Source organism: Pseudomonas sp. D3-27, assembly GCF_051132165.1.
Taxonomy (GTDB): domain Bacteria; phylum Pseudomonadota; class Gammaproteobacteria; order Pseudomonadales; family Pseudomonadaceae; genus Aquipseudomonas.
The window spans coordinates 461,766-487,543 of the sequence record NZ_CP071667.1; the positions used below are offsets into that span (position 1 = coordinate 461,766).

Below are 25,778 nucleotides of genomic sequence, written 5' to 3' on the forward strand. Positions count from 1 at the left end.
CAGACTCTTATTCGTATGGGCTGATTGTGCCCGAACCTGCCTTTGTGGCGAGGGGATTTATCCCCTCGCCACACGTGCTGTATCGCAATTTGAAAAGCAATTCATTGCAGTTTCAGGCGCCAGGCCTGAGCCTTGGCGCCAGTTTCGGAATGTGGGGTGGGATTGGATGTATCACGGAGAACGACTCAACGCCTGGACGCACCTGGTGGGGGCTGTCGCGGCGTTTATCGGCGCGGTGTGGTTGTTGGTGATTGCCGGGATGGCCGGCGATCCGTGGAAGATTGTCAGCGTGGCAATCTACGGGTTCACCTTGCTGGCGCTCTACAGCGCCTCGACGGTTTATCACAGCGTGCGCGGACGCAAAAAAGAAATCATGCAGAAGGTCGATCATTTTTCGATCTACCTGTTGATTGCTGGCAGCTACACGCCGTTCTGCCTGGTGACCCTGCGCGGGCCGTGGGGCTGGACGTTATTCGGGATTGTCTGGGGACTGGCCCTGATCGGCATCCTGCAGGAGATCAAGCCACGCTCCGAAGCGCGGGTCCTCTCGATCGTCATCTACGCGGTGATGGGTTGGATCGTCCTGGTGGCGGTCAAGCCGTTGTTGGCGGCGCTGGGTAGCACCGGGTTCGCCTGGCTGGCCTCGGGCGGCGTGCTCTACACCGTGGGCATCGTTTTTTTCGCGCTCGACCAACGCCTGCGCCATGCCCATGGCATCTGGCATTTGTTCGTCATTGCCGGCAGCCTGCTGCATTTCGTGGCGATTCTGTTCTACGTGCTTTGAGCACTTGTAAACAGACGATCCAGTTGCGCCTGGGCCTGGCTGGCGAAAATCTCCAGCAGGGCACCCATTGTATGGGCTGGGGCCTCGTTGGCCCGGGTCACGGCGTACAGGGAAATGGGCAGCGCAGGTGACAACGGGCGGATGGCCGTGCGGGTGCTCGAAGCGCCCAAGGCCGTGAACGGGTCGATCACCGCCAGCCCGGCACCGGACTCGACCATGGCCCGGGCCAGTGAGTACGTCTGCACGGCGATGTTGATGCGCGGCGGCGGTTCCACTGACTTGAGATAGCCGTCCAGCCTGGCCGATAGCGGGTCGGTGCTGGACAGGCCGATCAACGGCGCATCGGCCAGGGCCTGCAATGGCATGGGCGTGCCGATGGCCATTTCGGGCCAGTGCCCGCTGGGCGCCAGGGCCACCAGCACGCCGCTGGCGAGGGGCTGGGCCTTGAGGCCGGGGTGATCGGGCGGTTGCAAAGTCAGGGCGACGTCAATCTCACGCATCAGCAGGTTTTGCGTCAATTCGCGGCTGTGGGCGCTGGATAATTCGCACACGATGTCTGGATACAGTCGGGTCCAGTGATGGATCGCCGCCGGCATCAGCGACAAGGCCAAGGCTGGCGTGGCGCCGATCCGCAGGCTGTGGCCGGGCTCGCGGCGCAGGCTCTGGGCCAGGCGCCGAACGCCTTGCAGGCTTTCGCTGACCTTGTCGACCTCGCGTTCCAGTTCCAGCGCTTCGGGCGTGGCCTGCAGCTTGCCGCGCACCCGCAGGAACAGCGCAAACCCCAGTTGCTGTTCGGCATGCTGCAACACCTTGGTCACGGCCGGCTGGGAGACGTGCAACAACTGCGCCGCCCCGCTGATGGAGCCGGTCTGGCGGATGGCCTGGAAAATCTCGATATGACGAAGGCGCATGGCGAGTCCATAACCTTTGTTTATAGGAGGCCCATCTTTATTCATTGTTCGAACGCTGTCATCCGATCCTAACCTTGACCCATTCAAAACAGGTGTGGGATGAACATGGCTCAGCGGGTTTGCATCATCGGTGGAGGCGTGATCGGGTTGGCGACGGCTTACGCGCTGGTCCGCGAAGGCGTCGATGTCACACTGGTGGAAGCCCGCGACGCGTTGGGCAGCGAAACCAGCTTCGCCAATGGCGGGCAGTTATCTTATCGCTACGTCACGCCGCTGGCGGATGCCGGGGTGCCGTGGCAGGCCCTTGGCTGGATGTTGCGCGCGGACTCGCCACTCAAGCTGCGCCCACGCCTCGACCCGGCCCAATGGCGCTGGATGGCGGCGTTTATCGCCGCGTGCCGGACCTCGGTCAACCGCCGCAACGGTGAACACCTGTTGCGTCTGGCACTGCTGAGCCAAGCGACATTGCAGACCTGGCGTGAAGAGGATCGCCTCGACGGCTTTGACTGGCGGCGCAACGGCAAATTGGTGACGTTTCGCAATGCCAGCCATTTCGCACACGCTCGGCGGCGAATAACGGATCCTGCTCAGCAGGTACTGGGTCACGCCGATTGCGCGAGCCTGGAACCCGCATTGGCCGACGTGCCGTTCGCGGGCGGGATCTATACGCCGGACGAGGAGGTTGGCGATTGCCATGGCTTCTGCCAGCAATTGGCGGCGCGGTTGCGGGCTTCGGGGCGTTGCGAGTTCCTGTTGGGGCGTGCGGTGACTGCTATCCATCATGCCAACGGTGAGGTGCAGGCTATCGACCTGGGCGGCCATCGCCTGGACGTGGACGCCTTGGTGATCGCCGCTGGCCACCGCAGCGCAGCGCTGGCGTTGCCTGGCGTACGAATGCCGTTGTACCCGCTCAAGGGCTACAGCCTGACGGTCCCCATCGAGGCGCGGCACCGGGCGCCGGACCTGAGCATCACCGACTATGACCGCAAGGTCGTCTACGCTCGCATCGGCGAACAATTGCGAGTGGCGGCGATGGTGGACATTGTCGGTTTTGACCCGGCACCGGACCCCAGGCGCCTGGCCTTGATCCGCCGCCAGGCCATGGAAACCTTTCCACAGGCCGGGGACTACGAACGCGCCGTCGAGTGGGCGGGCATGCGTCCGGCCACGCCCAGCGGCGTGCCCCTGATTGGCGCCACCGGCTATCGCAACCTGTGGCTCAACCTGGGCCATGGCGCCTTGGGCTTTACCCTGGCCTGTGGCAGCGGCCGCTTGCTCAGTGAACTGATCCGCCAACGTACACCTTCCATCGACATGCGAGGCCTCGCGCCCCGCGCCGCCTGACCCACCCGCAACGGAGAATAACAATGCAAAGAATCACGTTGATCGGCTGCACCCTGAGCCTGCTGTTGAGCGCCCCGGCATTCGCCAACGAAGCGCCGCCGGCCGGCACGCTGGACAAGATCGCCAGCAGCAAGAGCATCACGCTGGGTTATCGCGACGCCTCGGTGCCGTTTTCCTATGTGGGGGACAACAGCGGCAAACCGATGGGCTACTCCGTGGAGCTGGCGAGCAAGATCGTCGAGCGGATCAAGCAGCAACTGGCGCTGCCGCAACTGAACGTGAAATACAACCTCGTCACTTCCCAGACCCGCATCCCACTGGTGCAGAACGGCACCGTGGACCTGGAATGCGGCTCCACTGGCGTAACGGCCGAGCGGCAGAAGCAAGTGGCGTTTTCCTACGGTTTCATTTACGTGAAGGGCCAGTTGCTGACGGCCAAGGACAGCGGCATTCACAGCTTCGCCGACCTGCGGGGCAAGAACGTGGTGACCACCGCCGGCACCACCAACGAGCGGTTCCTCAAAAGCTACAACCTGGACAACAAGGTCGAGATGTTCGTCATCAGCGCCAAGGACCACGGTGAAGCCTTCCAGATGCTCGAGACCGGTCGGGCGGCGGCGTTCTACATGGACGACGCGCTGCTCTATGGCGAACGGGCGAAGGCGCGCGATCCACACAAATGGGTCGTGGTCGGGGAAGAGCAGTCGCGGGAAATCTACAGCTGCATGGTGCGCAAGGACGATCCGCAATTCCTGGCGCTGGTCAACGCGACCCTGGCGGACCTGTACAAATCAGGAGAAATCAACACCATCTACGACCGTTGGTTCCAGAAGCCGATCCCGCCGAAGGGGCTGAACCTGGAGTTCCCGATGACCAGCGAGTTGAAGGCGATCATTGCCAAGCCGACGAGCGATCCGGTGCAGTAGCTGTCATGTGCCGGTGAGCCCTTGCTCGCGATAGCGCCGGATCAGTCAGCATCGATGTTGACTGGCCCACCGCCATCGCGAGCAAGCTCACTCCCACAGGGATCTACATTCGGCTTCAGAAATCCCCCCACAACTGCTGCGCCACCGCCAGCGCCACCACCGGAGCGGTTTCGGTGCGCAGCACGCGGGGGCCGAGGCGGGCGGCGTGGTAGCCGGCGGCCTTGGCCTGCTCGACCTCGCCATCCGACAACCCGCCCTCGGGGCCGATCAAGAACGCCAGGGACGAGGGCTTGGCATGGCTGGTCAGCGGATCGGCCACCGGGTGCAACACCAGTTTCAATTCGGCGTCGGTCTGCTTCAGCCAGTCGGCCAGCAGCAATGGAGGGTGGATCACCGGCACGGTGGAGCGCCCGCATTGCTCGCAGGCGCTGATCGCCACCTGGCGCCAATGCAGCAGGCGCTTGTCGGCGCGCTCGTCCTTGAGGCGCACTTCGCACCGCTCGGTGAAGATCGGCGTGATCTCGGTGACTCCCAGCTCGGTGGCCTTCTGAATCGCCCAATCCATGCGCTCGCCCCGGGACAGGCCCTGGCCCAAGTGAATGCGCAACGGCGACTCGGCTTGCCCGGCAAATTGCTCGTCGAGCTGCACGCGCACGCGTTTCTTGCCGACCTCGGCCAGGGTGCCACGAAACTCCTGGCCCGAGCCATCGAACACCTGCACCGCATCGCCCTCGGCCATGCGCAGCACCCGGCCGATGTAATGGGCCTGGGCTTCAGGCAACTCGTGATCGCCAAGGCTCAGGGGGGTGTCGATGAAGAAGCGGGACAGTCTCATGTGGAGTCTCTGAAAAGTTAAATCTGTGGCGAGGCGACGTTTCGCTAAATCCCCTCACCACAACAGTGTTTCAACAGGAGGCCGGGATTCAGCCCGGATCGCGATAACCCGGATGGAAGTCCTTCGGCACTGCCACGCTAACCTTTTCCCGGGTGGCAACGTCGATGCCTTCGCTGGCCACTTGCGCCAGGAAATCGATCTGCTCCGGCGTGATGACATAGGGCGGCAGGAAATACACCACGCTGCCCAGCGGCCGCAACAGCGCACCGCGCTCCAGGGCATGCTGGAACACCGCCAGCCCACGCCGTTCCTGCCACGGATAGGCGGTTTTGCTGGCCTTGTCCTTGACCATCTCGATGGCCAGCACCATGCCGGTCTGGCGCACTTCGGCCACGTTCGGGTGATCGGCCAGGTGCGCGGTGGCGCTCGCCATGCGTTGGGCCAGGGCCTTGTTGGTTTCGATGACGTTGTCTTCTTCGAAGATATCCAGCGTTGCCAGGGCTGCGGCGCAGGCCAGCGGGTTACCCGTGTAGCTGTGGGAATGCAGGAAGGCGCGCAGAGTCGGGTAGTCGTCGTAGAACGCGCTGTACACCTCGTCGGTGGTCATGCATGCCGCCAGCGGCAGGTAGCCGCCGGTCAGTGCCTTGGACAGGCAAAGGAAATCCGGGGTGATGCCGGCCTGCTCACAGGCAAACATCGTCCCGGTGCGACCGAAGCCGACAGCGATTTCATCGTGGATCAGATGTACGCCGTAGCGGTCGCAGGCTTCGCGTAACAGCTTCAGGTACACCGGGTGATACATGCGCATGCCGCCGGCGCCCTGGATCAGCGGTTCGACAATCACGGCGGCGACGCTGTCGTGGTGTTCGGCGAGGGTCTGTTCCATGGCCGCGAACAGGTTTCGCGAGTGCTCTTCCCAGCCCATGCCCTCGGGGCGGTGGTAGCAGTCGGGGCTGGGTACCTTGATCGTGTCCAGCAGCAACGCCTTGTAGGTTTCGGTGAACAGCGGTACGTCGCCCACCGACATCGCCGCGATGGTTTCGCCGTGGTAACTGTTGCTCAGGGTGACGAAGCGTTTTTTGTCCGGCCGGCCGCGATTGATCCAGTAGTGAAAGCTCATCTTCATCGCCACTTCGATGCAGGACGAACCGTTATCGGCGTAGAAGCACCGGGTCAGTCCTTCAGGCGTCATCTTCACGAGACGCTCGGACAGCTCGATCACCGGCTGGTGGCTGAAACCGGCGAGAATCACGTGCTCCAGTTGATCGACCTGATCCTTGATGCGCTGGTTGATGCGCGGGTTGGCGTGGCCGAAGACGTTGACCCACCAGGAACTCACCGCGTCGAGGTAGCGCTTGCCTTCGAAGTCTTCCAGCCACACGCCTTCGCCGCGCTTGATGGGGATCAGCGGCAACTGTTCGTGATCTTTCATCTGCGTGCAGGGGTGCCACAGCACCGCGAGATCGCGTTGCATCCACTGGTTATTCAGGCCCATGTACAGTCTCCTCGAGGCGGCTCGCGGCGGGCGCGGGCAAAACAATCGCGCAAGCCTATGCAATGGCGGCCCCGCGGACAACCCATTGTGTCATTCACGCGACTTTGGGCCAGGCGATAGACGTCGCTGGCGGCGCTTTGATGGCTGACGTATTCTTCGCCGTTCCCTGAGCCGACTGGCTCGAAAGACCGAGAGCCGACTGGCTCAAAAAACCGAAAATTCTTACGCTTTGTTCCGGAGTTCGTTGAATGTCTGCTGGTTGGCTGCGCGCCTGTGCGCTGGTGATGATAGGGCTGTTCAGCGTTTCGGCGCTGGCCAAGGACAAGCAACCGACGGCCATCGTCATCGGCGGTGGATTGGCCGGGCTGACGGCGGCCTACGAATTGCAGAACAAAGGCTGGGCCGTGACGCTGCTGGAAGCCAAGCCGAGCCTGGGCGGCCGCTCGGGCATGGCCACCAGTGAGTGGATCGGCAACGAAAAGACCCAGCCGGTGCTGAACAAATACGTCTCCACCTTCAAGCTGAGCACCACGCCGGCGCCGGAATTCGTGCGCACCCCGAGTTACCTGATCGACGGTACTTATTTCACCGCCGCCGACCTGGCGACCAAGCAGCCCGCCACCGCCGAAGCGCTCAAGCGCTATGAAACCACCCTGGACGAGCTGGCGCGGTCCATCGACGATCCGCTGAACCCGACGGCCACCAACACGCTGCACGCCCTCGACCAGATCACCGTGTCCAACTGGCTCGACCGCTTGCAGCTGCCCGCTACCGCGCGGCAGTTGGTCAATCAGGAAATTCGCACGCGCTATGACGAGCCGTCCCGCCTGTCGCTGCTGTATTTCGCACAGCAGAACCGCGTCTATCGCGGCGTATCCGACCGTGACCTGCGCGCCTCGCGCCTGCTCGGTGGCAGCCCGGTATTGGCCCAGGCGTTCGTCAAGCAACTGAAAACGATCAAGACCGGTTCCCCGGTCTCGGCCATCTCCCAGGACAAGGACGGCGTCACCGTCAAGGTCGGCAGCGTGGGTTACCAGGCGGACTACGTCGTGCTCGCGGTGCCGCTGCGGGCGTTGAACAAGATCCAGCTGACCCCGGCCCTCGATGCCCAGCACCAGGGCGCGATCAAAGGCACCAATTACGGCTGGCGCGACCAGATCATGCTCAAGTTCAAGACCCCGGTCTGGGACAGCAAGGCGCGCATGTCGGGCGAGATCTACAGCAACGCCGGCCTGGGCATGATGTGGATCGAGCCGGCTTTGAAGGGCGGGGCGAATGTGGTCATCAACCTGTCCGGCGACAATGCCCGGGTGATGCAGGCTTTTGGCGACAAGCAGATGGTCGACCAAGTGCTGATCCGCCTGCATGCGTTTTATCCCCAAGCGCGCGGTGCGTTCACCGGTTATGAAATCCGTCGCTACAGCACCGACCCTTCCATGGGCGGCGCGTACCTGGCGTTTGGTCCGGGTCAGATCAGCAAATACTGGCGCCTGTGGGAAAAGCCCTTGCAGCGCGTAGCTTTTGCCGGTGAACACACCGACGCCATGTATCCAGGCACGTTGGAAGGCGCGCTGCGCAGCGGCCAACGTGCCGCCAGCCAGGTTGAAGGCCTGGCGGCGGGCAAGTCGTTCGAACCAGCAAAAGTCGCCCCGGCCGCAGCAGCTGCCGCAGGAGCGGTGGCGGCGAAGAAAGGCAATTTCTTCAGTAACCTGTTCGGCGGCTCGGATGACGACAAGAAGCCGGAGCCGGCCAAGGCTCCCGAGCCGGTAGCGCCGCCTCCAGCGCCGGCACCGGCCCCCGTCCCAGCCCCTGCGCCGGTGGAGCCACCCGCGCCGGCGCCGGCGAAGACCGAGCCAGCCAAGAAAGCCACGGCCAAGCCAGCGGCGAAGAAGCCGGCGGCCAAGACCCCGGCTAAAAAGGCCCCGGCCAAGGCTCCAGTGAAAAAGGCTGAGCCAGTGAAGAAACCCGCCGCCAAGCCGGCAGCGACTACTGAGATCAAGGCTCAGTAAGGTCAGGTGCAAAGAACGCTGCCGTTCACTTAAGGCAATCAATAAACCCGTGGCGAGGGAGCTTGCTCCCGCTGGGCCGCGAAGCGGCCCCAGTCCTGCCGAATGCGGAGCATCAGGCACACCGCACCCGCCGGTTTACGACTGCTTCGCAGCCGAGCGGGAGAAAGCTCCCTCGCCACGGGTGGATCATTACGCCGACGTCCTACAGGGCTAGACGAGATATCGGAAACTTCCCACCCTTTAACCGGAAGCAGGCGATATAGCGCACCAAGCCAAAAGTCTAGGCTCCTCGAAAAACAGGAGCGCGTATGAAAATACTAATGGCAATGGTCGTATCGGTTTCGCTGTACGGGTGTGTGTATGGTGAATGTCGGGATCCCCTGATTATTCCGATGATTCCAGAACGGGACCCTCAGTTGGCGTACAAATGCACCTTTGATCCATACAAGCCTGAGTGCTCGGTTAATTGATTCAAAGCGTTAGACGCGTAGAACTGGAGCAACATATGAAACCGGTGGCGGCATTAATATCATTGATCATGCTCTTCGGCAGCGGCTGTACAGATGGCCGTATGATACTTAAAAAACACGATCCTCAATTGTCGTATAGATGCGATATGGATCCTTACAGGCCTGAGTGCGTCAACAGATAACTCTAGAGAGGCGGTAGCGAAAACGACCAAGTTTTTAATTTCCACGTCCTCAAATAAACTTTTGACCCGCTTTGGCTTGGACATCCGTCCCGGGACGAAGCCACGGAAAATATCGATACGAGCGCTTCCCCGGGGCTTGAGGAGACAGGGAATATCACCCAGCACGGCCTTTCGTGGAGCGAGCCTGCTCACGATGAGCCCCTTCCATCTTGCGGGATCCATGCCCGCTTCCCCTCGCCACCACGCAACGCATCCGCTTTAATCTTTCCTTAACCCACCCTCTGCAGACTGATCATCGTATTTCTCGATATTTCAAAGCGAAATTTTCCGCTTTAAATCGATAGATAAGTCGCTAGTCTTGATCGCAGTTTTTACAGGATATGAGCAATGCAGCTTCGCAACTCCTCTTCTCGTTATGGCTGGGTCAGCATCGTTTCCCATTGGGCCGTTGCCTTGGCGGTGTATGGGCTGTTTGCGCTGGGCTTGTGGATGGTCGGTTTGGACTACTACAGCACCTGGCGCAAAGACGCGCCGGAGCTGCACAAGAGTATCGGCCTGGTGCTGTTGGCGGTGATGGTGTTGCGGGTGCTCTGGCGTTTTGTCAGCCCGCCGCCACCGACCCTGGAAACCTACGGGCGACTGACCCGCGTAGGCGCCAAGCTTGGCCACAGCGCGCTGTATCTCGGGCTGTTCGCCGTGATGATTGCCGGTTACCTGATTTCCACCGCAGACGGTGTCGGGATCTCGGTGTTTGGTCTGTTTGAAGTACCCGCGCTGGTGTCCGGACTGCCCGATCAGGCAGACGTCGCCGGCCAGATCCACTTTTACCTGGCATGGGCGTTGGTAATTTTTTCCGGCCTTCATGCGTTGGCAGCATTGAAACACCACTTTATCGACCGTGACGCGACCCTCAAGCGCATGCTGGGGCGCCAAGCCTGATGTTCAACCTCGACTCCAAAGGAATAGAAAGCATGTTGAAAAAGACGCTCGCCGCCCTGGCAATCGGTTCTGCCCTGCTGTCCGCCGGCCAGGCCATGGCCGCAGACTACGTGGTCGACAAGGAAGGCCAGCACGCCTTCGTTGATTTCAAGATCAGCCACCTGGGCTATAGCTTCATCACCGGTACCTTCAAGGATATTGACGGCAAGTTCAGCTTCGACGCCGCCAAGCCTGAAGACAGCAAGATCGAGTTCAACGTCAACACCGCCAGCGTGTTCACCAACCACGCCGAGCGCGACAAACACATCGCCAGCGCTGACTTCCTGAACGCCAGCAAATTCGGCAAGGCCACGTTCGTGTCCACCAGCGTCAAGTCCACCGGCGAAAACACCGCCGACGTGACCGGTGACCTGACGCTGATGGGCGTGACCAAGCCGGTCGTGGTCAAGGCGACCTTCCTGGGCGAAGGCAAGGACCCGTGGGGTGGCTACCGTGCCGGCTTCGAAGGCACTACCACCATCAAGCGTTCCGACTTCGGCAAGCAGAAAGACCTGGGTCCGAAATCCGACGCGGTCGAGTTGTATGTCTCGTTTGAAGGCGTCAAGGCGAAGTAACGTTAGCCCCTGACGAAAAACGCCCCTGGTCTTGCGGCCAGGGGCGTTTTTTATTGCTCTGGATTTCGGCGATACAAAGGATGCTGGGGGGAGCGAGCTTGCTCGCGATAGCGGTGCTTCAGCCAACATCAATGTGGCAGGCCTGCCGCCATCGCGAGCAAGCTCGCTCCCACAGCTGGAAGAGTTCACAAAAAAAATGCCCCGGGTCGTGAGACCCGGGGCATTTTTCATGGCTTGGAGAAACTCAGCGATTGCGTGTCAGCAAGGCCGGTTTTTCGCCACGCGGACGGCTTGGTAATTGGTCCAGCTGCTCAGGCGTCGGGAAACGATCGGTTTTCGATTCCTTGTGGATGATTTTCGGCTGGTTGCCTCGCGGGTTCTGCACGGCGGGTTCCTGGCGAGGCTGGTCGTCACCACGGGCCTGGCGGCGAGGTCGGGAGTCTTCGCGCCGGGCCTGGCCGTCACGTGGGGCGCCGCTGCGCGGGCCGTTGCGCTTGGCCGGCGGGGTGCCGGTGGAAGAACCGTTGCTGTTGCGCGGGCCGTTCTGGCGACCTTGTGACTGGCCACCGCGCGGTGCGCCCGAACCTGCGCCTTGTGCCGGGGCGCCAGGACGGCGACCGCGACCCTGGGCCGGTTTCTGCTGTGGCACGTAGTCGACACGGTTACCGAAGTTATCGATATCGTCGTCGAGGAACTCGTCCGGGGCGCGATCGGCCGGGCCGCGATCGGCCGGGCCGCGATCGGCTGCGGCGCGAGGGGCAGGGCGCTGCTGTTCGCGGGCCGGCGTACCTTCGCGTGGTTTCTGCTCGCGGGCCGGGCGCTCGCCGCGACCGTTGCTGGCCGATTTGTCCTTGCCCTTGCCCTTGTCCTTGTCCTTGCGACCGCCGCCACTGCCATTCGGGCCGTCGCCCCGCGGGCCACGTGGGTTGCGCGGGTTGCGCACATCCGGACGCTCGCGCACTTCAGGCTTTTCGGCCTCGATCGTGCTGGCATCGAAGCCCATCAGGTCGCCGTCGGGGATTTTCTGCTTGGTCATGCGCTCAATGCTCTTGAGCAGTTTTTCTTCGTCCGGCGCGACCAGGGAAATCGCTTCGCCCGAACGACCGGCCCGGCCGGTACGGCCGATACGGTGCACGTAGTCTTCATCGACGTTCGGCAGTTCGAAGTTGACCACATGGGGCAACTGGTCGATATCCAGGCCACGGGCGGCGATGTCGGTGGCGACCAGGATGCGCACTTCGCCGGCCTTGAAGTCAGCCAGGGCCTTGGTGCGAGCGTTCTGGCTCTTGTTGCCATGGATCGCCACGGCCGGCAGGCCATGTTTGTCGAGGTATTCAGCCAGGCGGTTGGCGCCGTGCTTGGTGCGGGTGAACACCAGGACCTGTTCCCAGGCGCCTGTGGTGATCAAATGCGCCAGCAGGGCACGCTTGTGGCTGGCCGGCAGGCGGAACACGCGCTGTTCGATGCGCTCGACCGTGGTGTTTGGCGGCGTGACTTCGATGCGTTCCGGGTTGTGCAACAGCTTGCCGGCCAGGTCGGTGATGTCCTTGGAGAAGGTCGCCGAGAACAACAGGTTCTGGCGCTTGGCCGGCAGGCGTGCCAGCACTTTCTTCACGTCATGGACAAAACCCATGTCGAGCATGCGGTCGGCTTCGTCCAGCACGAGGATTTCCACGTGGGACAGATCGACGCTGCCCTGGCCGGCGAGGTCCAGCAGGCGACCGGGGCAGGCCACCAGCACGTCGACGCCGCGCGCCATGGCCTGGACCTGCGGGTTCATGCCGACACCGCCAAAGATGCAGGCACTGACAAATTTCAGGTCGCGCGCATAGACCTTGAAGCTCTCGTGCACCTGGGCGGCCAGTTCGCGGGTCGGGGTCAAGACCAGAACGCGCGGTTGGCGCGGGCCGTGGCGCTGGGATTTGTCTGGGTGACCGTTAGGGAACAGCCGCTCCAGGATCGGAAGGGCGAAACCGCCGGTCTTGCCAGTACCTGTCTGTGCGGCGACCATCAGGTCGCGACCTTGCAACACGGCGGGGATGGCTCGCTGTTGCACCGGGGTAGGCTGGGTGTAGCCGGCGGCTTCGATGGCGCCGACTAAAGCCTCGGAGAGACCGAGGGAAGCAAAGGACATGAGTAATCCTGTTTTTAGTGAGGGCCTGGCCCAATGGGATAGTCTTGCCTGGCGCGAATGCGGTCGATTGGAGACCTCATCCCGTCCGGTCCCGCCGGGTCTGGAAGACACGTCCGGACAGGGCTCGCGCGGGCTGGAAGCTGCGCTGTAGCGGTGTCGGGATGCCTTTTGCAAGACCGGGCGTCCGGGCGTGAGCCTGGCGGGAAGGCCGGAGTATAACAGAGCAATCGCCCTGCGCTGCTTTCCTGCTGCTCAACGGTGCATTTCAGCGTGACACCGCGTTGTGCCCAGCCGCCTTGGCCGCCGGAGCAGCGCCATAACGAGCACTCAGCTCGGCATAGGCCGGTTCATGCTTGAAACGCTTGAGCTCGGCGCCGAAGCGTTGCACGAGCAAGTCCATGCCCGCCTTGCGTCGTACCGCCAGGTATTGGCTCTGGCGGCTCACCACGGTGGGATTCTCTGTGATCTGGTTGTCCAGTTGAAGCGCCTTGACGGCGTGTCGGCCTACACGACGGTCGGTGATGAGCAGGTCGATGCGGCCCAGCTGTAACTTGCCGAAGTTGGCTTCGTGGGTCGGAGCCGCTTCCCGTTTGAATCGGCTCGATTCCCTGAACGCCTGGCTATACAGATAACCGGGCGACGTGCCGACGGTCAGCCCGTCCAGGTCGTCGAGCGTGCGAAAAGGGTGGGGGCGGGCGTTGGCGTAGAACATGACGAATTCCACCTCCGACAGCGGTTCGCTGGGGTATAGCAGAAGGGCATCGCGCTCGTCGCTGTGGAATATGTCGAGCGCGCCGTCCGCCAAACCTTGCTCCAGCATGGCCAGGCAGCGCTTCCACGGCAGCAGTTGCCATTCCACATCGATGCCCAGGCGTTTGAACACAATGGCCGTGGTTTCATAGTCCAGGCCAAGGGTCTTGCCGTTTTCCTCGTAGACATAAGGTGCCCAGGGTTCGGTGACAATGCGCAACTTCTCGGCCTGGGCGGCAACGCTCAGGCACGAGAGAAGGAGGGCTGTCAGCAACGGGAGGATTACGGGCATGACCGGAGGTTACGACGAGAACTCATCAAATAGCTAGAGCGCTCTAGCACGTGGCTCAGTTGCTCTTTGTCTGCATCAGGTGTCGATAGATGGCTTCTCGGCGTTTACCCAGCACCAGGCGAATCACGGGATGGCTGAGCCAATGTTTGAGCTCATGGTCTTCCAAAGGCTTCTTCAACCGGTGCTCGACGTTCTCCAGGGCCTTTTCCCACCAGACCGGGCCGCACGCCTGGTCGAATGGATTGGTATGGCGATAGCAGCCGTACAGGATCTCGCGCATGAACTGACGTTTGTGACCGGGCAACGCCACGGTAATGAATTTGTAGGCCAGGCGCTGGAAGGTAGGTGGGCGCGGTAGTATGGCAGTGACTTGCCGCGTTTCATCCAGGGCATGTTGGCCCACGGGGGCTGCGCGGTGTTTGTCATACCAGGCCTTGGTCTTGGCCCGAAACAGCTGCTTGCGGCTCCAGTAGTGGTGGATCAGGTCTGGACATTCACGCACCTTGACCTTGCGATAGGCCGCCACCGAGAGGCAGAACTCTTCCAGGGTATAGGCTCCTTGGGCCAACGGATAAAATTCGTCCATCAGCGCAATGGAGTGATCGAGGATTGCCGCATCGACTGCGTACAGGCCAATCACGCCGGAATTGAGTAGCGGCATGTTGTCGTCGGCCAGTTCTCGTTGAGCCAAGGGCTGGGCGAGGGTCAGGTAAAGCCCGGCATCCTTGTTGGCGCCATAGTTCATGCCGACGGCATTGCACAACAGTGTGCCCGGCTCGATCCGCTTGAACAGCTCGATCGGCGAGCAATGGAAGAAGGTGTCCGTGTCGATCAGCAATGCCAGGTCGCTTTCCTCGAGCACCTTCCGCATGACCACGTGCTTGGCGCGGAAATGATAGCCGTGGGGAGCGATCCACCCTTGGCGCGTTTCGTTGTCCAGGTGGCGCACTCGAACGGGCAAATCCACGTAGAGCGCGGCATTGTCGGTGAACACTTGGATGTCCAATGCCTCATCGGGGGTCTCCCGCAGGCCCGCCAAGGCGCTGGCGATACTGAACACCGCTTCCTGGTGATAGGTCTCGGCCCCATAGACCAAATAGATAAGTTGTGGGGTCGTCGACCTTTGACCATTCGGCATCGAGTTGCTCCTGATGTCCTTTTTTTAAAGAAAAAGGCCCTGGTTTTTGCCAGGGCCCTTTTGTACCACTGCATTAAGTCATTAACGCGGCAGTTTGAGATTGTTCCATACCGCTAGGCTAGGCTCGGCCTGGTTCAGGGTATAGAAATGCAGCCCCGGTGCGCCGCCTTGTAACAAACGCTCACACATTTGCGTGATGACCTCTTCGCCGAAGCGCTGGATGCTGGCGGTGTCGTCACCATAGGCTTCCAGCTGCTTGCGGATCCAGCGCGGGATTTCCGCGCCGCAGGCGTCCGAGAAACGCGCCAGCTTGCTGTAGTTGGTGATTGGCATGATTCCCGGAACCACGGGAATGTCCACACCCATCTGGCGAACACGCTCGACAAAGTAGAAATAGCTGTCGGCATTGAAGAAATACTGGGTGATCGCGCTGTTGGCGCCGGCGTTGGCCTTGCGCACGAAGTTGTGCAGGTCATCCTCAAAATTGCGCGCCTGCGGGTGCATCTCCGGATAAGCGGCGATTTCGATGTGGAAGTGCTCGCCGGTTTCCTCGCGAATGAATTCAACCAGTTCATTGGCGTGGCGCAGCTCTCCGCTGGCCATGCCCATGCCCGACGGAAGGTCGCCGCGCAGGGCAACGATGCGCTTGATGCCGGCTGCCTTGTATTGGGTCAGCAGGCTGCGCAGGTCGTCCTTGCTGTCGCCCACGCAAGAAAGGTGTGGCGCGGCGGGGACTTTGACTTCGCTTTCGAGCTGCAACACGGTGTTCATCGTGCGGTCGCGGGTCGAACCGCCAGCGCCGTAGGTGCAGGAGAAAAAATCAGGGTTGTAGCTTGCCAGCTGGCGGGCAGTGGCGATCAGCTTTTCATGCCCAGCATCGGTCTTCGTCGGGAAGAATTCGAAGCTGTAGCGACGGTCTTGGGACATGGTCATATCCTTGGAAACTCGTAGGCCGTGAGGCTTGCAGAGCCCTGTGGAGGCGGGCCAGTGTGGGAGCGAGCCTGCTCGCGATGCAGGCACCTCGATCGGAGTGTCAGACCGAGGCGACGTCGATCGCGAGCAGGCTCGCTCCTACAAAAGTGCATCCCCCCGGAAGGGGGGCGCCGATCAGTAACGGTAAGCGTGCGGCTTGAACGGGCCTTCGACGGTAACGCCGATGTAGTCAGCCTGTTGCTTGGTCAGCTTGGTGACCACGCCGCCGAAACCGCGGACCATTTCCAGGGCCACTTCTTCGTCGAGTTTTTTCGGCAGTACTTCCACAGTCAGGCGCTCGGCTTTCTGGGCCGGTGGCAGGTCGGCGTATTTCTGGCCGAACAGGAAGATCTGGGCCAGGACCTGGTTGGCGAACGAGCCATCCATGATGCGGCTTGGGTGGCCGGTGGCGTTGCCCAGGTTGACCAGGCGGCCTTCGGCCAGCAGGATCAGGTAGTCATCGTTCTGCGGATCGAAGCTGCCAGTGCCGGTGCGGTGAACCTTGTGGACCTGTGGCTTCACTTCTTCCCATGCCCAGTTCTTGCGCATGAAAGCGGTGTCGATCTCATTGTCGAAGTGGCCGATGTTGCAGACCACGGCGCGCTTCTTCAAAGCCTTGAGCATGTTGGCATCGCAGACATTGACGTTGCCGGTGGTGGTCACGATCAGGTCGATCTTGCCCAGCAGGGCTTTGTCGATGCTGGCTTCGGTGCCGTCGTTGATCCCGTCGATGAACGGCGAAACCAGTTCGAAGCCGTCCATGCAGGCTTGCATGGCGCAGATTGGGTCGACTTCGGACACCTTGACGATCATGCCTTCCTGACGCAGGGACTGGGCCGAGCCCTTGCCCACGTCACCGTAGCCGATCACCAGGGCCTGCTTGCCGGACAGCAAGTGGTCGGTGCCGCGCTTGATGGCGTCGTTGAGGCTGTGGCGGCAGCCGTACTTGTTGTCGTTCTTGCTCTTGGTCACCGAGTCGTTGACGTTGATGGCCGGGATTTTCAGCTCGCCCTTGGCCAGCATGTCCAGCAGGCGGTGTACGCCAGTGGTGGTTTCTTCGGTCACGCCATGGACCTTGTCCAGCACGGCCGGGTACTTCTTGTGCAGCAGCTCGGTCAGGTCGCCACCGTCGTCAAGAATCATGTTGGTGTCCCATGGCTGGCCATCCTTGAGGATGGTCTGCTCCAGGCACCACTCGTACTCTTGCTCGGTCTCGCCTTTCCAGGCGAAGACCGGGATGCCGGCAGCGGCAATGGCGGCGGCAGCCTGGTCCTGGGTCGAGAAGATGTTGCAGGAGGACCAGCGCACTTCGGCACCCAGTGCAACCAGGGTCTCGATCAGCACGGCGGTCTGGATGGTCATATGGATGCAGCCGAGGATCTTCGCGCCCTTCAATGGCTGTTCGCCAGAGTATTTGCGACGCAGGCCCATCAGGGCTGGCATTTCGGATTCGGCGATGATGATTTCGCGACGGCCCCAGTCAGCCAGGGACATGTCGGCGACTTTGTAGTCGGTAAAAGCAGCAGGCGTGATAACAGCGCTCATCAAGAGCCTCCATTCGTAATGTATGCGAATGGGCGCCGTTGTGCGTTTAGTGCCTGTGCGGGGAGCCCCGTACAAGCAACGCCCCATCCGAGCCTGACAGGTCGAGCCTGCTGCAGCGCCCCTCGGACAGGTGGCGGGACCGGACCAAAGGGTGGGCCGGGTAAAGCGGGGCGATTATAACGGGCTAAGCGGATCTTCCAAAGGGTTTCTGTCGGCAAATCAAAATTGCCGATGATCGTTATAGGCGCCGCGGCGTAGAGCGGATCTGCACGGTCTGCCATGATGCGGGCATTCATCGGCCAGACGTCCAGGAGTGATCATGAATTTCCACACCCGCAAATGGGTCAAGCCCGAAGACCTCAATCCCAATGGCACGCTGTTCGGTGGCAGCCTGTTGCGCTGGATCGACGAAGAGGCGGCCATCTATGCCATCGTCCAGCTGGGCAACCAGCGCGTGGTCACCAAGTACATCTCCGAAATCAATTTTGTCAGCGCTTCGCGCCAGGGCGACATCATCGAACTGGGTATCACCGCCACGGAGTTTGGTCGTACCTCCATCACCCTCACCTGCGAAGTGCGCAACAAGATCACCCGCAAAAGCATCCTGACGGTGGAAAAAATGGTCTTCGTCAATCTTGGCGAAGACGGCTTGCCCGCCCCCCATGGCCGGACCGAGATCAAGTACGTCAAGGATCAATTCCAGGACGATGCCATCGAATAGGATGGCGATATGCCTCTCATTTGCGGGCACCACTGAACAGCTCCGTACGCCGCGTGTCGTAGCTACATCACGCCACCGGTTCAGGAGCTGTATGGACACTCATAAAGACGGCAAGACCCCTGATCTCTCGGCAGAGGAGCAGCACGAAGTCGACCGCAACCAGCCGCCTCGCGCCGCGGTGTTGCATGAAATCATCCGCACCCAGGGTGACCAGGAATTGGAGCGCAGCGTGGCGGCGCTGTGGTGGTCGGCCCTTGCGGCCGGGTTGACCATGGGGCTGTCGCTGATGGCGATGGGGCTGCTCAACTCGCGGTTGCCGGATCATGAAGGTTTCAAGGTGATCGCCAGCCTCGGCTATTGCGCGGGCTTCCTGGCGGTGATCCTCGCGCGCCAGCAATTGTTTACCGAAAATACCCTGACCGCTGTGCTGCCGATCATGAGCAAGCCGACACTGGGCAACTTCGGCCGGTTGTTCCGGCTATGGAGCGTGGTGCTGGTGGGTAACCTCTGCGGCACGCTGCTGGTGGCCTACGTGATGCTGCATCTACCGATTTTTGACCAGCGCACCGACCTGGCCTTTCTCGATATCGGTCGCAAGGTCATGGAAAACGACACGGGCCAGATGTTCGCCAAGGGCATCATCTCCGGCTGGATGATCGCCACCATGGTCTGGATGATCCCGTCCATGGAAAGCGCCAAGATGTGGATCATCGTGCTGATCACTTACCTCATGGCGCTTGGGGATTTCACCCACATCGTCGTCGGCTCGGCCGAGGTGTCTTACCTGGTGTTTGCCGGCCAGCTGTCGTGGGAAGACTTCTGGATGGTGTTCGCCGCACCGACGTTGGCGGGGAACATTATTGGCGGCAGTTTCATCTTCGCGCTGATCAGCCACGCCCAAGTGCGCAGCGAGACCAATACGCCCCTCAGTCGGCAAGGCGTGCCACGGCGCCCAAGCGACGCTGCCGAAAAATAAAGTAAAGCGCGGCCAGTACGGTCAGCCCGCCAACCAGGGCGCCGGTCCACGGCAGATCCGCAAGGTCGGCCCCGCTGGCGACGACCAGGCCGCCGATCCACGCGCCGGCGGCATTGCCAAGGTTGAACGCGCTCTGGTTCAGGGTCGAGCCGAGGTTCGGGGCCTCATGGGCCTGGTCAATGATCAGCAGTTGCAGGATCGGACAAAGGGCGAAGGCAAAGACGCCCCACAGCACCAGGGTAATCGCCGCCGGGATCACCGATCGGCTGGTCTGGCTGAAGGCGGCGAGCACCAGCACCACGGCCAGCGCCATGCCCACCAGGGATGGCAGCAAGCGCCGGTCGGCCAGGCGTCCACCGAGGAAACTGCCCGCCGTCAGGCCGACCCCGAATAGCAATAGCATGACGGTGACGCCGTGAGGGCTGACGCCGGTGATGTCCTGCAGGATCGGCGCGATGTAGGTGAATACGCTGAACAGGCTGGTGGAGGCCAGCACGCTCATGCCCAGGGCCAACAATACGTTGGCCTTGCCCAATACCTTGAACTCGCTGGCGAGGTTGGCCTTGTCCATCGGGATTTCCTTGGGCAGCCAGACCCACTGGGCGATGGCCGCGATCACACCGATCACCGACACAGCCCAGAACGTCGACCGCCAGCCGGCATATTGGCCCAAGGCCGTACCCAGCGGCACGCCCAGGACATTCGCCAAGGTCAGGCCGGTGAACATCATCGCGATCGCCTGGGCTCGTTTGTTCGGCGCCACCAACCCGGCCGCCACCACCGAGCCGATACCAAAAAACGCCCCGTGGCATAACGCGGTGATGACCCGGGCGGCCATGAGGGTGGTGTAGTTCGGCGCCAGGGCGCAGAGCACGTTGCCCAGAATGAACATCAGGGTCATTCCCAGCAGCGTGGCCTTGCGCGGCATGTTCGCGGTGCCGATCGCCAGGATCGGCGCGCCGAACACAACCCCCAGGGCATAACCGGTAATCAGCAACCCGGCGTGAGGAATACTCACGGCCAGGTCTCGGGCGACGTCGGGCAGCAAGCCCATGATGACGAATTCGGTCGTGCCGATGCCAAAAGCGGCAACGGCCAAAGCAAGCAAGGCGAGTGGCATGCGCAAGGTCTCTGTCTATAGTCTTGACGCTCGGATCAGGCATACGCATGCCGACGCCTTGGTTCGGACGAACGAGGCGGCGGCAGAATTATTGGAATTGGTCTATGCGCAACTGAGTGCGGCGTGGTCGAGTGCAGTATAAACGGCTGCTAACGGATCGCGAGTCTATTCTGCAGGCGTAATGGAGCGCGTGTTCTTAGGCATGCACTGCCTGAAAGAACCTTTCGGCTGGCAGCGACTCTTAGCCTGCGGGCTGGTGCAGGTTGGCATGCTGGTGATGAAATCCTGAGATGCTTGCCTTCGAATCTCTAAAACTAATAAAGGAAAATGCGATATGACGGTTGCCCTGTGGTGTGTTTTGATCGCTTTTCTCCTGCCTTACCTGTGTATCGGCATCGCCAAGGCAGGCGGGAAATATAGGCTGCAAGATAACCACGATCCCCGGGACTTTCTCGACTCACTCGAAGGTGCTCCCCGGCGCGCCTACGCCGCGCAACTGAACAGTTTCGAAATCGCTCCGTTCTTTGCCGCCGCCGTGATCGTTGCGCACCTGGCCGGCAATGCCGAACTGGTGACCATCAACGTCCTGGCTGTGTTGTTCATCACCAGCCGCCTGCTCTACATCATTTGCTATTTGGCCGACTGGGCAGTCTTGCGTTCGCTGGTATGGTTCGTGGGGGTAGGGTTGGTGGCGAGTTTCTTCTTCGTTTCGGCTTGAACCCGGCTTTGGCGTTTCGGTGTTTTTGCCGGCCTCTCGCGAGCAAGCTCGCGATGGGGCCGGGACAATAAACACGTCCTTCAAGGATTGGCGCTGACCGCATTCGCCACCTGCGGCACCTGAGGCAACGCCATCCCCTTGGGCCACAGCATCCAGATCTGGCCTTGTTGCTTCATATCCCCCGCCAATTGCCCGGCGGCCTCGCCCGTGCCCCAGAACAGGTCCGCACGCACTTCGCCGGTAATCGCACCTCCCGTGTCCTGTGCTGCAACGGGGCGGTTCAAAGCGCTGCCGTCGGGTCGAGTCGTGGACAGCCACAACAGACTGCCCAAGGGAATTACCTTGCGGTCCACGGCCACGCTGTAGCCCGCGGTCAAAGGGACGTTCAGCGAGCCTCGCGGGCCTTCATTGCTGTCGGGGTTGCGGTTGAAGAATACGTAGCTCGGATTGCTGGCCAGCAATTCGGGAATACGGTTCGGGTGGGCCTTGGCCCAGGCACTGATGGTGCCCATGGTCACGTCTTCTTTTTTCAGCTCGCCCTGCTCAACCAGCCAGCGGCCAATGGGGCGATACGGGTGGCCGTTCTGGTCGGCATAACCGATGCGCAGTTGGCGGCCATCATCGAGACGGATGCGCCCCGAGCCCTGGATTTGCAGGAATTGCAGGTTCATCGGATCTGTCAGCCAGGCGATGACAGGCGCCTTCACCCCGCTGTTCTCGATGGTGGCGGCGTCGTCATACGGCTTGAGCACCCGGCCTTCGAGACGGCCGCGCAGGCGTTTGCCCTTGAGCTCGGGATAAATGCTGTCCAGCGACACAATGATCATGTCCTCCGGTACACCGTAGACTGGCACGTTGGCGGTGGCAGTCTGGGTGAGGCTGCCGGGATAGACCGGTTCGTAGTAGCCGGTAATCAGGCCGTTGGGGCTGTTGTCCCCCGAACGCAGACCATAGACATCCAGGGTCTGCTTGAGGAAGTTGCGAACATCCTGTGGGGTCTGCGGCACATTCACCGCTGCCGCGCAGGTTGGGCCCCAGCTCGCGTCCGCCTTGAGCCGGACGCACGCGCTGCGCCAGGAGCCGAAGCCGGCCAGCAAGTCCTCATCGGACACCGGCGGCAACGCTTCCCAAGGTGCGTTGACGTAAGTGGCAAGGGCGTGAGTCTTGGGTTCTTCGACCTTTTCGCCGCGGTTGCAGCCGGCCAGCAGCACGATCAACGGCAGTGTCAGCGCCAGGTTTTTGTGCCATGACTTGAAGCGGCTATTCATGAAGGTTTCCTTTGCAATCGTCGGGTGCCTTCGCGCACTGGACAACCCGTATTGTTGATAGGGCCATTGGTCTTTTCTGGCGACCCGGGGATACTAACGGCCGTTTCCTGTCCCGAGGCAAAGATGTTTGTAAGACGATTTTCCATGGCTGTGCTGGCCTGCCTGATGTTATCCGGCTGCGGTGGCGTCGATCCCAACTCTCCCCTGGGCCAGCGCAAGGCGATTTTCAAACAGATGCTCAAGACCAGTGAAGAACTGGGCGGCATGCTGCGCGGCCGTGTTCCGTTCGACGGCGTGCGTTTTGCCGACGGCGCGGTAAAGCTGGACCAACTGTCTCACGAACCTTGGAAGCACTTCCCGCCGGTTCGTGAAGAAGACCACACCAGCGCCACGGATGAGGTTTGGCAAAAGCAGGCGCGCTTTCAGGAACTGGCCCGCAATCTTGAGGCGGCCACCGGTGAATTGGTGACGGCCAGCAAGGTCCAGCCTTACAGGGCCAGCAACCTGGGGCCGGCGGTGCAGAAAGTCGAAGATGCGTGCAGTGCCTGCCATAAAGAGTTTCGCAATCACTGATCGTGAAGCAGTGGGCAGTTTCAAAGCATGGAGCTTTGAGCTTGCCGCTTGAAGCTTGCAGCTTGCCGCTTATTTATCCAACTCATCCACCGCTTCCTGCAATTCCTTGCGGGAAGCCGCCAGTTTGTCTTTACGCTTGTTGATTCGCTCCGCGTCGCCTTTCTTCATGGCTTTTTCCAGGTCGGCCTGGCGACGACTCACCTCGTGCTTGGCCTCGAGGACCTTGTTTTCCCGCTCCTTGCGCAAGGATGCGTCCGTGCAATGAGTGGTCACTTCGTTCAGCGCTGTTTCGAGCCCGGCTTGCTGGGCCGAATTGCCTCGGGACTTGGCCAGTTCGATCTGGTTGATGATGCCCTGGCGCTTTGCCGCGCACCCGGTCAGCTCCGGGGGTTGCTCAGTTGCCATCAAAGGCGAAGCCATGGCACCGCACAGGGCGAGCAGGGCAACGGGGGACAGGAAATTCATAGCAACTCCGTATAAAGGCTCTCGGGCGGTCGGTGTAGATGCGCTGTTGGAACGCATGTCCGCCCCTTGGGTTCAACCGCGCCGGGTCGAATCAGAAACCGTCGACGCCAGCGGTGTGTAGTGTTTCTCTCAAGGCCAGCACCTGCGGGTCGCGAAAAAAAGCGCTCAGTTGCGCGGCGCGTCCCGGCCCGATACCGGCTTCGGCTTGCCATTGTTCAATGCTGCGCCCAGCCAGCGCCTGCCACGATCCGTCCAGCTTGGCCTCAGCAGTGGGCGGCAGGCCAAGGGCCTTGAGCCATCGCCGAAAAGGCTGCTGCCGTGCGCTGTGCAGGCTGGCCAGCAGGCGGGCGCTGCTGCGCTCGCCGAAACCGGCAATATTAGCAAGCTCCGTGGCATCGAGGGTCAACCAATCCAGTAATCCGTCGAGTCGACCCGCGGCCAGCAGCTTTTCCCAGGTGCCGGGGCCGACATGGGGCAGGCCGAGCCCATGTTTGCCACTGAGCCAGTTCAAGCGCGCAAGGAACTGGCTTTCGCAACCGGGCGTCGGCTGCCAGCAACTCAGGAAGTGGTAGTTGGCGGCGATCGGTACCTCGAGGTCCGGGCGCTCGACGCTGCGCAGTACAACGCTGTCGAGCCGTGGAATGGTCAACCCGGCCAGGCTGATGGCCACCTGGTCGCCGGGGCGGATGTCCATCTGCTCCCAACGCTTGAGCGAGCTGACGCTTACCCGCTGGATCTGGCGATCATCGAGCGTCACGGGCTCAAGCTCCAGCACGGGTGTGATGCGCCCGGTACGGCCGATCTTGAAACGCACCTTGCGTACCTGCGCCAGGGCCTGGGCGTACGGGTACTTCCAGGCCACGCTCCAGAACGGCGCCCGGGCCTGCCAGCGGTCGGCCGGTGGGCGGTGGCTCTGGCGCAGCACGATTCCATCGCTGGCAAATGGCAGGGGCGTGCGATACCAGTGGTTGCGCCAGTGTTCGGCATCGGCCAATGCCTCGACAGGCTGGCTGTAGCCGGTCGTATCGGCAAAGCCCAGCTCGTTCAGCGCGGCGATCCGTTCGGGCAGGGTCGCCGGGCCCTCGGGCCAGTCCCAAACAAACAGGCCGATTCCTGATGCCTGGCCGGGGGGCAGGTCTTTGCGGGCCATCAACCCGGCCACCGCCGATCGGGCATTGAGTCCGCCACGAGTGGCTTGTACATGATCGTCGAGCCGCCAATACAACTCGCCCTGAACGAGCAGGTCCGTGGGTTGACGCAACTGGCGGGGAATGGCCTCGATCTTGTGGGCGTTCGAAGTCCAGTCGTGCCCGTGGTTGCCATCGCCGCGGCTGATTGCCTGTTGCAGGTGCCCACCCTGATAGATAAGGGTCACCGCGACACCATCGACCTTTGGCTGGACCCAGACGTCCGATCGCCCTTCAAGCCAGTTCCCCACGGCTTTGGCATCCTGGAGTTTATCCAGGCCCGTATGAGCGACAGGGTGCGGTACTTTTCCGCCCGCCGTTCGCAAGGACGAGGCTAGGGGGGCTAGGCCCTGGCAACGGCGCCATTGCTCCAGCTGCATGCGGGACTGGTCGTACAGCTCGTCGGCCACCAGGGCGCGGCCGAGGCGATGATAGGCATCGTCCCAGGCGTCGACTTGTCGCTGGAGGATGTCGACCTGCGCCTGGGCGCGCTCCTTGGGCCAATCGGGGCACGGCGCAGCAATGGCCGGGGCCACGAGTGATAGATAACAGGCGAAGACGCGCAATAACGGCAGCATCGAAGCATCCTTGCTAAATGAGGTACTCGAAGGCTAGCCGCTGCCGTGAAAGGCGCGAGGCCTGGAGCGTTACCGGGTTTTACGAAGAAATGAAGGCGAATCGCCGACGGTACAGTCCGGGTCGATCTGGCTGCGCAACTGTCCCTTGAACCCGTCGGTGGCCGGTGCAGAATGGGCGCTCGATCCGATCTGCCAGGAGTGCAAACGATGGACCTGACGACGCTCGCTGTCTTCATCCCTGCCTGCTTCGCGCTGAACATGGCGCCGGGCCCGAACAACCTGCTATCGATCAGTAACGCCTCGCGTTATGGGTTCGTCCGAGCGTGCAGCGGCGGAGTGGGTCGATTGGTGGCCTTTGCCATCATGATTGCCCTGGCGGCGGTGGGGCTGACGGCTGTGTTGCACACCTCGGAATTGTTGTTCCTGGGCATCAAGCTTGTCGGCGCCGGCTATCTTTTTTACCTCGCCGTGCAGTTATGGCGCGCGCAGCCTGACGCCGGCAGCGAGGCGGCGACCAACTCGATGAGCATGGCCAGCCTGGCGCGCCAGGAATTTCTGGTGGCAATCGGCAATCCCAAGGCGATTCTTTTATTTACCGCTTTCCTGCCGCAGTTCGTTGATCGTACTGGCACTGTCACTCAACAGTTCGCCGTATTGGGCGGGCTGTTCCTCGCCCTGGAATGCGTGGCGATCGGCTTGTATTGCTACATGGGCATTTATGCGCGGCGATTGTTTGCCCGGCCTAGCGGCAAGCGCTTGTTCAACCGGATGTGTGCGGCGTTGCTGGCGAGTGCTGCTTCGTTCTTGCTGGTGGCGCGGCGGACGTAGCAAT

Annotated in this window: 22 protein-coding genes, 2 pseudogenes and 1 riboswitch; of the genes and pseudogenes, 12 read left to right on the forward strand and 12 right to left on the reverse strand. The window is 61.6% G+C overall.

The annotated features are described in order from the left end of the window. Positions 1-166 precede the first annotated feature (166 nt). Positions 167-784 carry a PAQR family membrane homeostasis protein TrhA gene (gene trhA, locus J3P92_RS02155; protein WP_420765005.1) on the forward strand — a complete coding sequence of 206 codons (618 nt, stop codon included), beginning with the start codon at positions 167-169 and terminating at the stop codon, positions 782-784. Here trhA and J3P92_RS02160 read toward each other — a convergent pair. Then, positions 772-1,695 (reverse strand): LysR family transcriptional regulator, encoded by a 924-nt coding sequence (locus J3P92_RS02160; RefSeq protein WP_434561833.1) that lies wholly within the window; start codon positions 1,693-1,695, stop codon positions 772-774. The genes trhA and J3P92_RS02160 overlap by 13 nt on opposite strands. Before the next feature lie 105 nt (positions 1,696-1,800). Here J3P92_RS02160 and J3P92_RS02165 point away from each other — a divergent pair, with 105 nt between their 5' ends. Then, positions 1,801-3,039, forward strand: coding sequence for a D-amino acid dehydrogenase (locus tag J3P92_RS02165; RefSeq protein WP_434651081.1), 1,239 nt, complete (start codon positions 1,801-1,803; stop codon positions 3,037-3,039). Positions 3,040-3,062: 23 nt separating this feature from the next. Further along, positions 3,063-3,965: a transporter substrate-binding domain-containing protein gene (locus tag J3P92_RS02170; RefSeq protein ID WP_434609066.1), complete on the forward strand. Its 903-nt coding sequence runs from the start codon at positions 3,063-3,065 to the stop codon at positions 3,963-3,965. A 115-nt stretch (positions 3,966-4,080) separates the two neighbouring features. Here the strand turns inward: J3P92_RS02170 and J3P92_RS02175 are convergent, their stop codons facing one another. Both J3P92_RS02175 and J3P92_RS02180 read right to left on the reverse strand, forming a co-directional pair. Continuing rightward, on the reverse strand, positions 4,081-4,800 hold the full coding sequence (locus J3P92_RS02175) for a 16S rRNA (uracil(1498)-N(3))-methyltransferase (RefSeq protein WP_434561837.1): 720 nt from the start codon (positions 4,798-4,800) through the stop codon (positions 4,081-4,083). An 88-nt stretch (positions 4,801-4,888) separates the two neighbouring features. Then, positions 4,889-6,295, reverse strand: a complete 1,407-nt coding sequence (locus J3P92_RS02180; RefSeq protein ID WP_434609068.1) for an adenosylmethionine--8-amino-7-oxononanoate transaminase — start codon at positions 6,293-6,295, stop codon at positions 4,889-4,891. 248 nt (positions 6,296-6,543) lie between these two features. Between J3P92_RS02180 and J3P92_RS02185 the strand changes: the two genes are divergently transcribed. The 3 genes from J3P92_RS02185 (at position 6,544) to J3P92_RS02195 (ending at position 10,509) form a co-directional block, all read left to right on the forward strand. Then, the gene (locus J3P92_RS02185) at positions 6,544-8,304 is read left to right on the forward strand and encodes a flavin monoamine oxidase family protein (RefSeq protein ID WP_434649783.1); all 1,761 of its coding nucleotides are present in this window, start codon (positions 6,544-6,546) and stop codon (positions 8,302-8,304) included. A gap of 1,039 nt (positions 8,305-9,343) precedes the next feature. Continuing rightward, positions 9,344-9,895, forward strand: coding sequence for a cytochrome b (locus J3P92_RS02190; RefSeq protein WP_434609071.1), 552 nt, complete (start codon positions 9,344-9,346; stop codon positions 9,893-9,895). 32 nt (positions 9,896-9,927) lie between these two features. After that, complete coding sequence (locus tag J3P92_RS02195) at positions 9,928-10,509, forward strand: YceI family protein (RefSeq protein WP_420764999.1); 582 nt, start codon at positions 9,928-9,930, stop codon at positions 10,507-10,509. 244 nt (positions 10,510-10,753) lie between these two features. Here the strand turns inward: J3P92_RS02195 and J3P92_RS02200 are convergent, their stop codons facing one another. The 5 genes and pseudogenes from J3P92_RS02200 to ahcY form a co-directional block, all read right to left on the reverse strand. Next, positions 10,754-12,643: a DEAD/DEAH box helicase gene (locus J3P92_RS02200; protein ID WP_434649785.1), complete on the reverse strand. Its 1,890-nt coding sequence runs from the start codon at positions 12,641-12,643 to the stop codon at positions 10,754-10,756. Between the two features lie 233 nt (positions 12,644-12,876). Beyond that, a pseudogene (locus J3P92_RS02205) lies at positions 12,877-13,685 on the reverse strand (substrate-binding periplasmic protein); the annotation flags it as partial. Positions 13,686-13,740: 55 nt separating this feature from the next. Further along, positions 13,741-14,823 carry a hypothetical protein gene (locus J3P92_RS02210; protein WP_434649787.1) on the reverse strand — a complete coding sequence of 361 codons (1,083 nt, stop codon included), beginning with the start codon at positions 14,821-14,823 and terminating at the stop codon, positions 13,741-13,743. Positions 14,824-14,904: 81 nt separating this feature from the next. Then, positions 14,905-15,750, reverse strand: a complete 846-nt coding sequence (gene metF / locus J3P92_RS02215; RefSeq protein ID WP_420764996.1) for a methylenetetrahydrofolate reductase [NAD(P)H] — start codon at positions 15,748-15,750, stop codon at positions 14,905-14,907. A gap of 180 nt (positions 15,751-15,930) precedes the next feature. Next, complete coding sequence (gene ahcY, locus J3P92_RS02220; protein ID WP_420764995.1) at positions 15,931-17,340, reverse strand: adenosylhomocysteinase; 1,410 nt, start codon at positions 17,338-17,340, stop codon at positions 15,931-15,933. Between the two features lie 23 nt (positions 17,341-17,363). Next, positions 17,364-17,470, reverse strand: a riboswitch (S-adenosyl-L-homocysteine riboswitch). A 189-nt stretch (positions 17,471-17,659) separates the two neighbouring features. Between ahcY and J3P92_RS02225 the strand changes: the two genes are divergently transcribed. After that, positions 17,660-18,061 (forward strand): acyl-CoA thioesterase, encoded by a 402-nt coding sequence (locus J3P92_RS02225; RefSeq protein ID WP_420764994.1) that lies wholly within the window; start codon positions 17,660-17,662, stop codon positions 18,059-18,061. Positions 18,062-18,152: 91 nt separating this feature from the next. Then, positions 18,153-19,037, forward strand: a complete 885-nt coding sequence (locus tag J3P92_RS02230) for a formate/nitrite transporter family protein (protein ID WP_434561847.1) — start codon at positions 18,153-18,155, stop codon at positions 19,035-19,037. Here J3P92_RS02230 and J3P92_RS02235 read toward each other — a convergent pair. Then, entirely contained in the window at positions 18,988-20,157 is a 1,170-nt protein-coding gene (locus J3P92_RS02235; protein WP_434561849.1) for an MFS transporter, read from the reverse strand. The two genes, J3P92_RS02230 and J3P92_RS02235, sit on opposite strands and share 50 nt — an antisense overlap. A gap of 190 nt (positions 20,158-20,347) precedes the next feature. On the opposite strand from J3P92_RS02235, the pseudogene J3P92_RS02240 reads away from it, so the two are divergent. Together J3P92_RS02240 and J3P92_RS02245 are read left to right on the forward strand one after the other, a co-directional pair. Beyond that, positions 20,348-20,446: pseudogene (locus tag J3P92_RS02240) on the forward strand (EamA family transporter); the annotation flags it as partial. 45 nt (positions 20,447-20,491) lie between these two features. Then, positions 20,492-20,875 carry an MAPEG family protein gene (locus J3P92_RS02245; RefSeq protein ID WP_420764991.1) on the forward strand — a complete coding sequence of 128 codons (384 nt, stop codon included), beginning with the start codon at positions 20,492-20,494 and terminating at the stop codon, positions 20,873-20,875. 80 nt (positions 20,876-20,955) lie between these two features. Here J3P92_RS02245 and mltA read toward each other — a convergent pair whose 3' ends face one another. Further along, positions 20,956-22,143 carry a murein transglycosylase A gene (gene mltA, locus J3P92_RS02250; RefSeq protein ID WP_434561853.1) on the reverse strand — a complete coding sequence of 396 codons (1,188 nt, stop codon included), beginning with the start codon at positions 22,141-22,143 and terminating at the stop codon, positions 20,956-20,958. A 123-nt stretch (positions 22,144-22,266) separates the two neighbouring features. On the opposite strand from mltA, the gene J3P92_RS02255 reads away from it, so the two are divergent. Beyond that, a complete protein-coding gene (locus J3P92_RS02255; protein ID WP_420764989.1) occupies positions 22,267-22,716 on the forward strand; it encodes a c-type cytochrome in 450 nt (149 codons plus the stop codon). Positions 22,717-22,785: 69 nt separating this feature from the next. Here J3P92_RS02255 and J3P92_RS02260 read toward each other — a convergent pair whose 3' ends face one another. Continuing rightward, complete coding sequence (locus J3P92_RS02260) at positions 22,786-23,181, reverse strand: DUF1090 domain-containing protein (protein ID WP_420764988.1); 396 nt, start codon at positions 23,179-23,181, stop codon at positions 22,786-22,788. Between the two features lie 91 nt (positions 23,182-23,272). Continuing rightward, positions 23,273-24,946, reverse strand: coding sequence for an NAD-dependent DNA ligase LigB (gene ligB / locus J3P92_RS02265; protein ID WP_434649789.1), 1,674 nt, complete (start codon positions 24,944-24,946; stop codon positions 23,273-23,275). A 207-nt stretch (positions 24,947-25,153) separates the two neighbouring features. Between ligB and J3P92_RS02270 the strand changes: the two genes are divergently transcribed. Beyond that, entirely contained in the window at positions 25,154-25,774 is a 621-nt protein-coding gene (locus J3P92_RS02270; protein ID WP_434649791.1) for a LysE family translocator, read from the forward strand. Positions 25,775-25,778 lie beyond the last annotated feature (4 nt).

Excerpts from the sequence above, each read along its gene's own strand:
- J3P92_RS02195 (WP_420764999.1), top strand. The coding sequence starts at position 9,928 with ATGTTGAAAAAGACGCTCGCCGCCCTGGCAATCGGTTCTGCCCTGCTG.
- J3P92_RS02170 (WP_434609066.1), top strand. The coding sequence starts at position 3,063 with ATGCAAAGAATCACGTTGATCGGCTGCACCCTGAGCCTGCTGTTGAGC.
- J3P92_RS02260 (WP_420764988.1), bottom strand. The coding sequence starts at position 23,181 with ATGAATTTCCTGTCCCCCGTTGCCCTGCTCGCCCTGTGCGGTGCCATG.
- J3P92_RS02160 (WP_434561833.1), bottom strand. The coding sequence starts at position 1,695 with ATGCGCCTTCGTCATATCGAGATTTTCCAGGCCATCCGCCAGACCGGC.
- J3P92_RS02165 (WP_434651081.1), top strand. The coding sequence starts at position 1,801 with ATGGCTCAGCGGGTTTGCATCATCGGTGGAGGCGTGATCGGGTTGGCG.
- J3P92_RS02200 (WP_434649785.1), bottom strand. The coding sequence starts at position 12,643 with ATGTCCTTTGCTTCCCTCGGTCTCTCCGAGGCTTTAGTCGGCGCCATC.
- J3P92_RS02210 (WP_434649787.1), bottom strand. The coding sequence starts at position 14,823 with ATGCCGAATGGTCAAAGGTCGACGACCCCACAACTTATCTATTTGGTC.
- J3P92_RS02245 (WP_420764991.1), top strand. The coding sequence starts at position 20,492 with ATGACGGTTGCCCTGTGGTGTGTTTTGATCGCTTTTCTCCTGCCTTAC.
- J3P92_RS02270 (WP_434649791.1), top strand. The coding sequence starts at position 25,154 with ATGGACCTGACGACGCTCGCTGTCTTCATCCCTGCCTGCTTCGCGCTG.
- ligB (WP_434649789.1), bottom strand. The coding sequence starts at position 24,946 with ATGCTGCCGTTATTGCGCGTCTTCGCCTGTTATCTATCACTCGTGGCC.
- mltA (WP_434561853.1), bottom strand. The coding sequence starts at position 22,143 with ATGAATAGCCGCTTCAAGTCATGGCACAAAAACCTGGCGCTGACACTG.
- J3P92_RS02190 (WP_434609071.1), top strand. The coding sequence starts at position 9,344 with ATGCAGCTTCGCAACTCCTCTTCTCGTTATGGCTGGGTCAGCATCGTT.
- J3P92_RS02230 (WP_434561847.1), top strand. The coding sequence starts at position 18,153 with ATGGACACTCATAAAGACGGCAAGACCCCTGATCTCTCGGCAGAGGAG.
- metF (WP_420764996.1), bottom strand. The coding sequence starts at position 15,750 with ATGTCCCAAGACCGTCGCTACAGCTTCGAATTCTTCCCGACGAAGACC.
- trhA (WP_420765005.1), top strand. The coding sequence starts at position 167 with ATGTATCACGGAGAACGACTCAACGCCTGGACGCACCTGGTGGGGGCT.
- J3P92_RS02185 (WP_434649783.1), top strand. The coding sequence starts at position 6,544 with ATGTCTGCTGGTTGGCTGCGCGCCTGTGCGCTGGTGATGATAGGGCTG.
- J3P92_RS02175 (WP_434561837.1), bottom strand. The coding sequence starts at position 4,800 with ATGAGACTGTCCCGCTTCTTCATCGACACCCCCCTGAGCCTTGGCGAT.
- J3P92_RS02235 (WP_434561849.1), bottom strand. The coding sequence starts at position 20,157 with ATGCCACTCGCCTTGCTTGCTTTGGCCGTTGCCGCTTTTGGCATCGGC.
- J3P92_RS02255 (WP_420764989.1), top strand. The coding sequence starts at position 22,267 with ATGTTTGTAAGACGATTTTCCATGGCTGTGCTGGCCTGCCTGATGTTA.
- J3P92_RS02180 (WP_434609068.1), bottom strand. The coding sequence starts at position 6,295 with ATGGGCCTGAATAACCAGTGGATGCAACGCGATCTCGCGGTGCTGTGG.
- J3P92_RS02225 (WP_420764994.1), top strand. The coding sequence starts at position 17,660 with ATGAATTTCCACACCCGCAAATGGGTCAAGCCCGAAGACCTCAATCCC.
- ahcY (WP_420764995.1), bottom strand. The coding sequence starts at position 17,340 with ATGAGCGCTGTTATCACGCCTGCTGCTTTTACCGACTACAAAGTCGCC.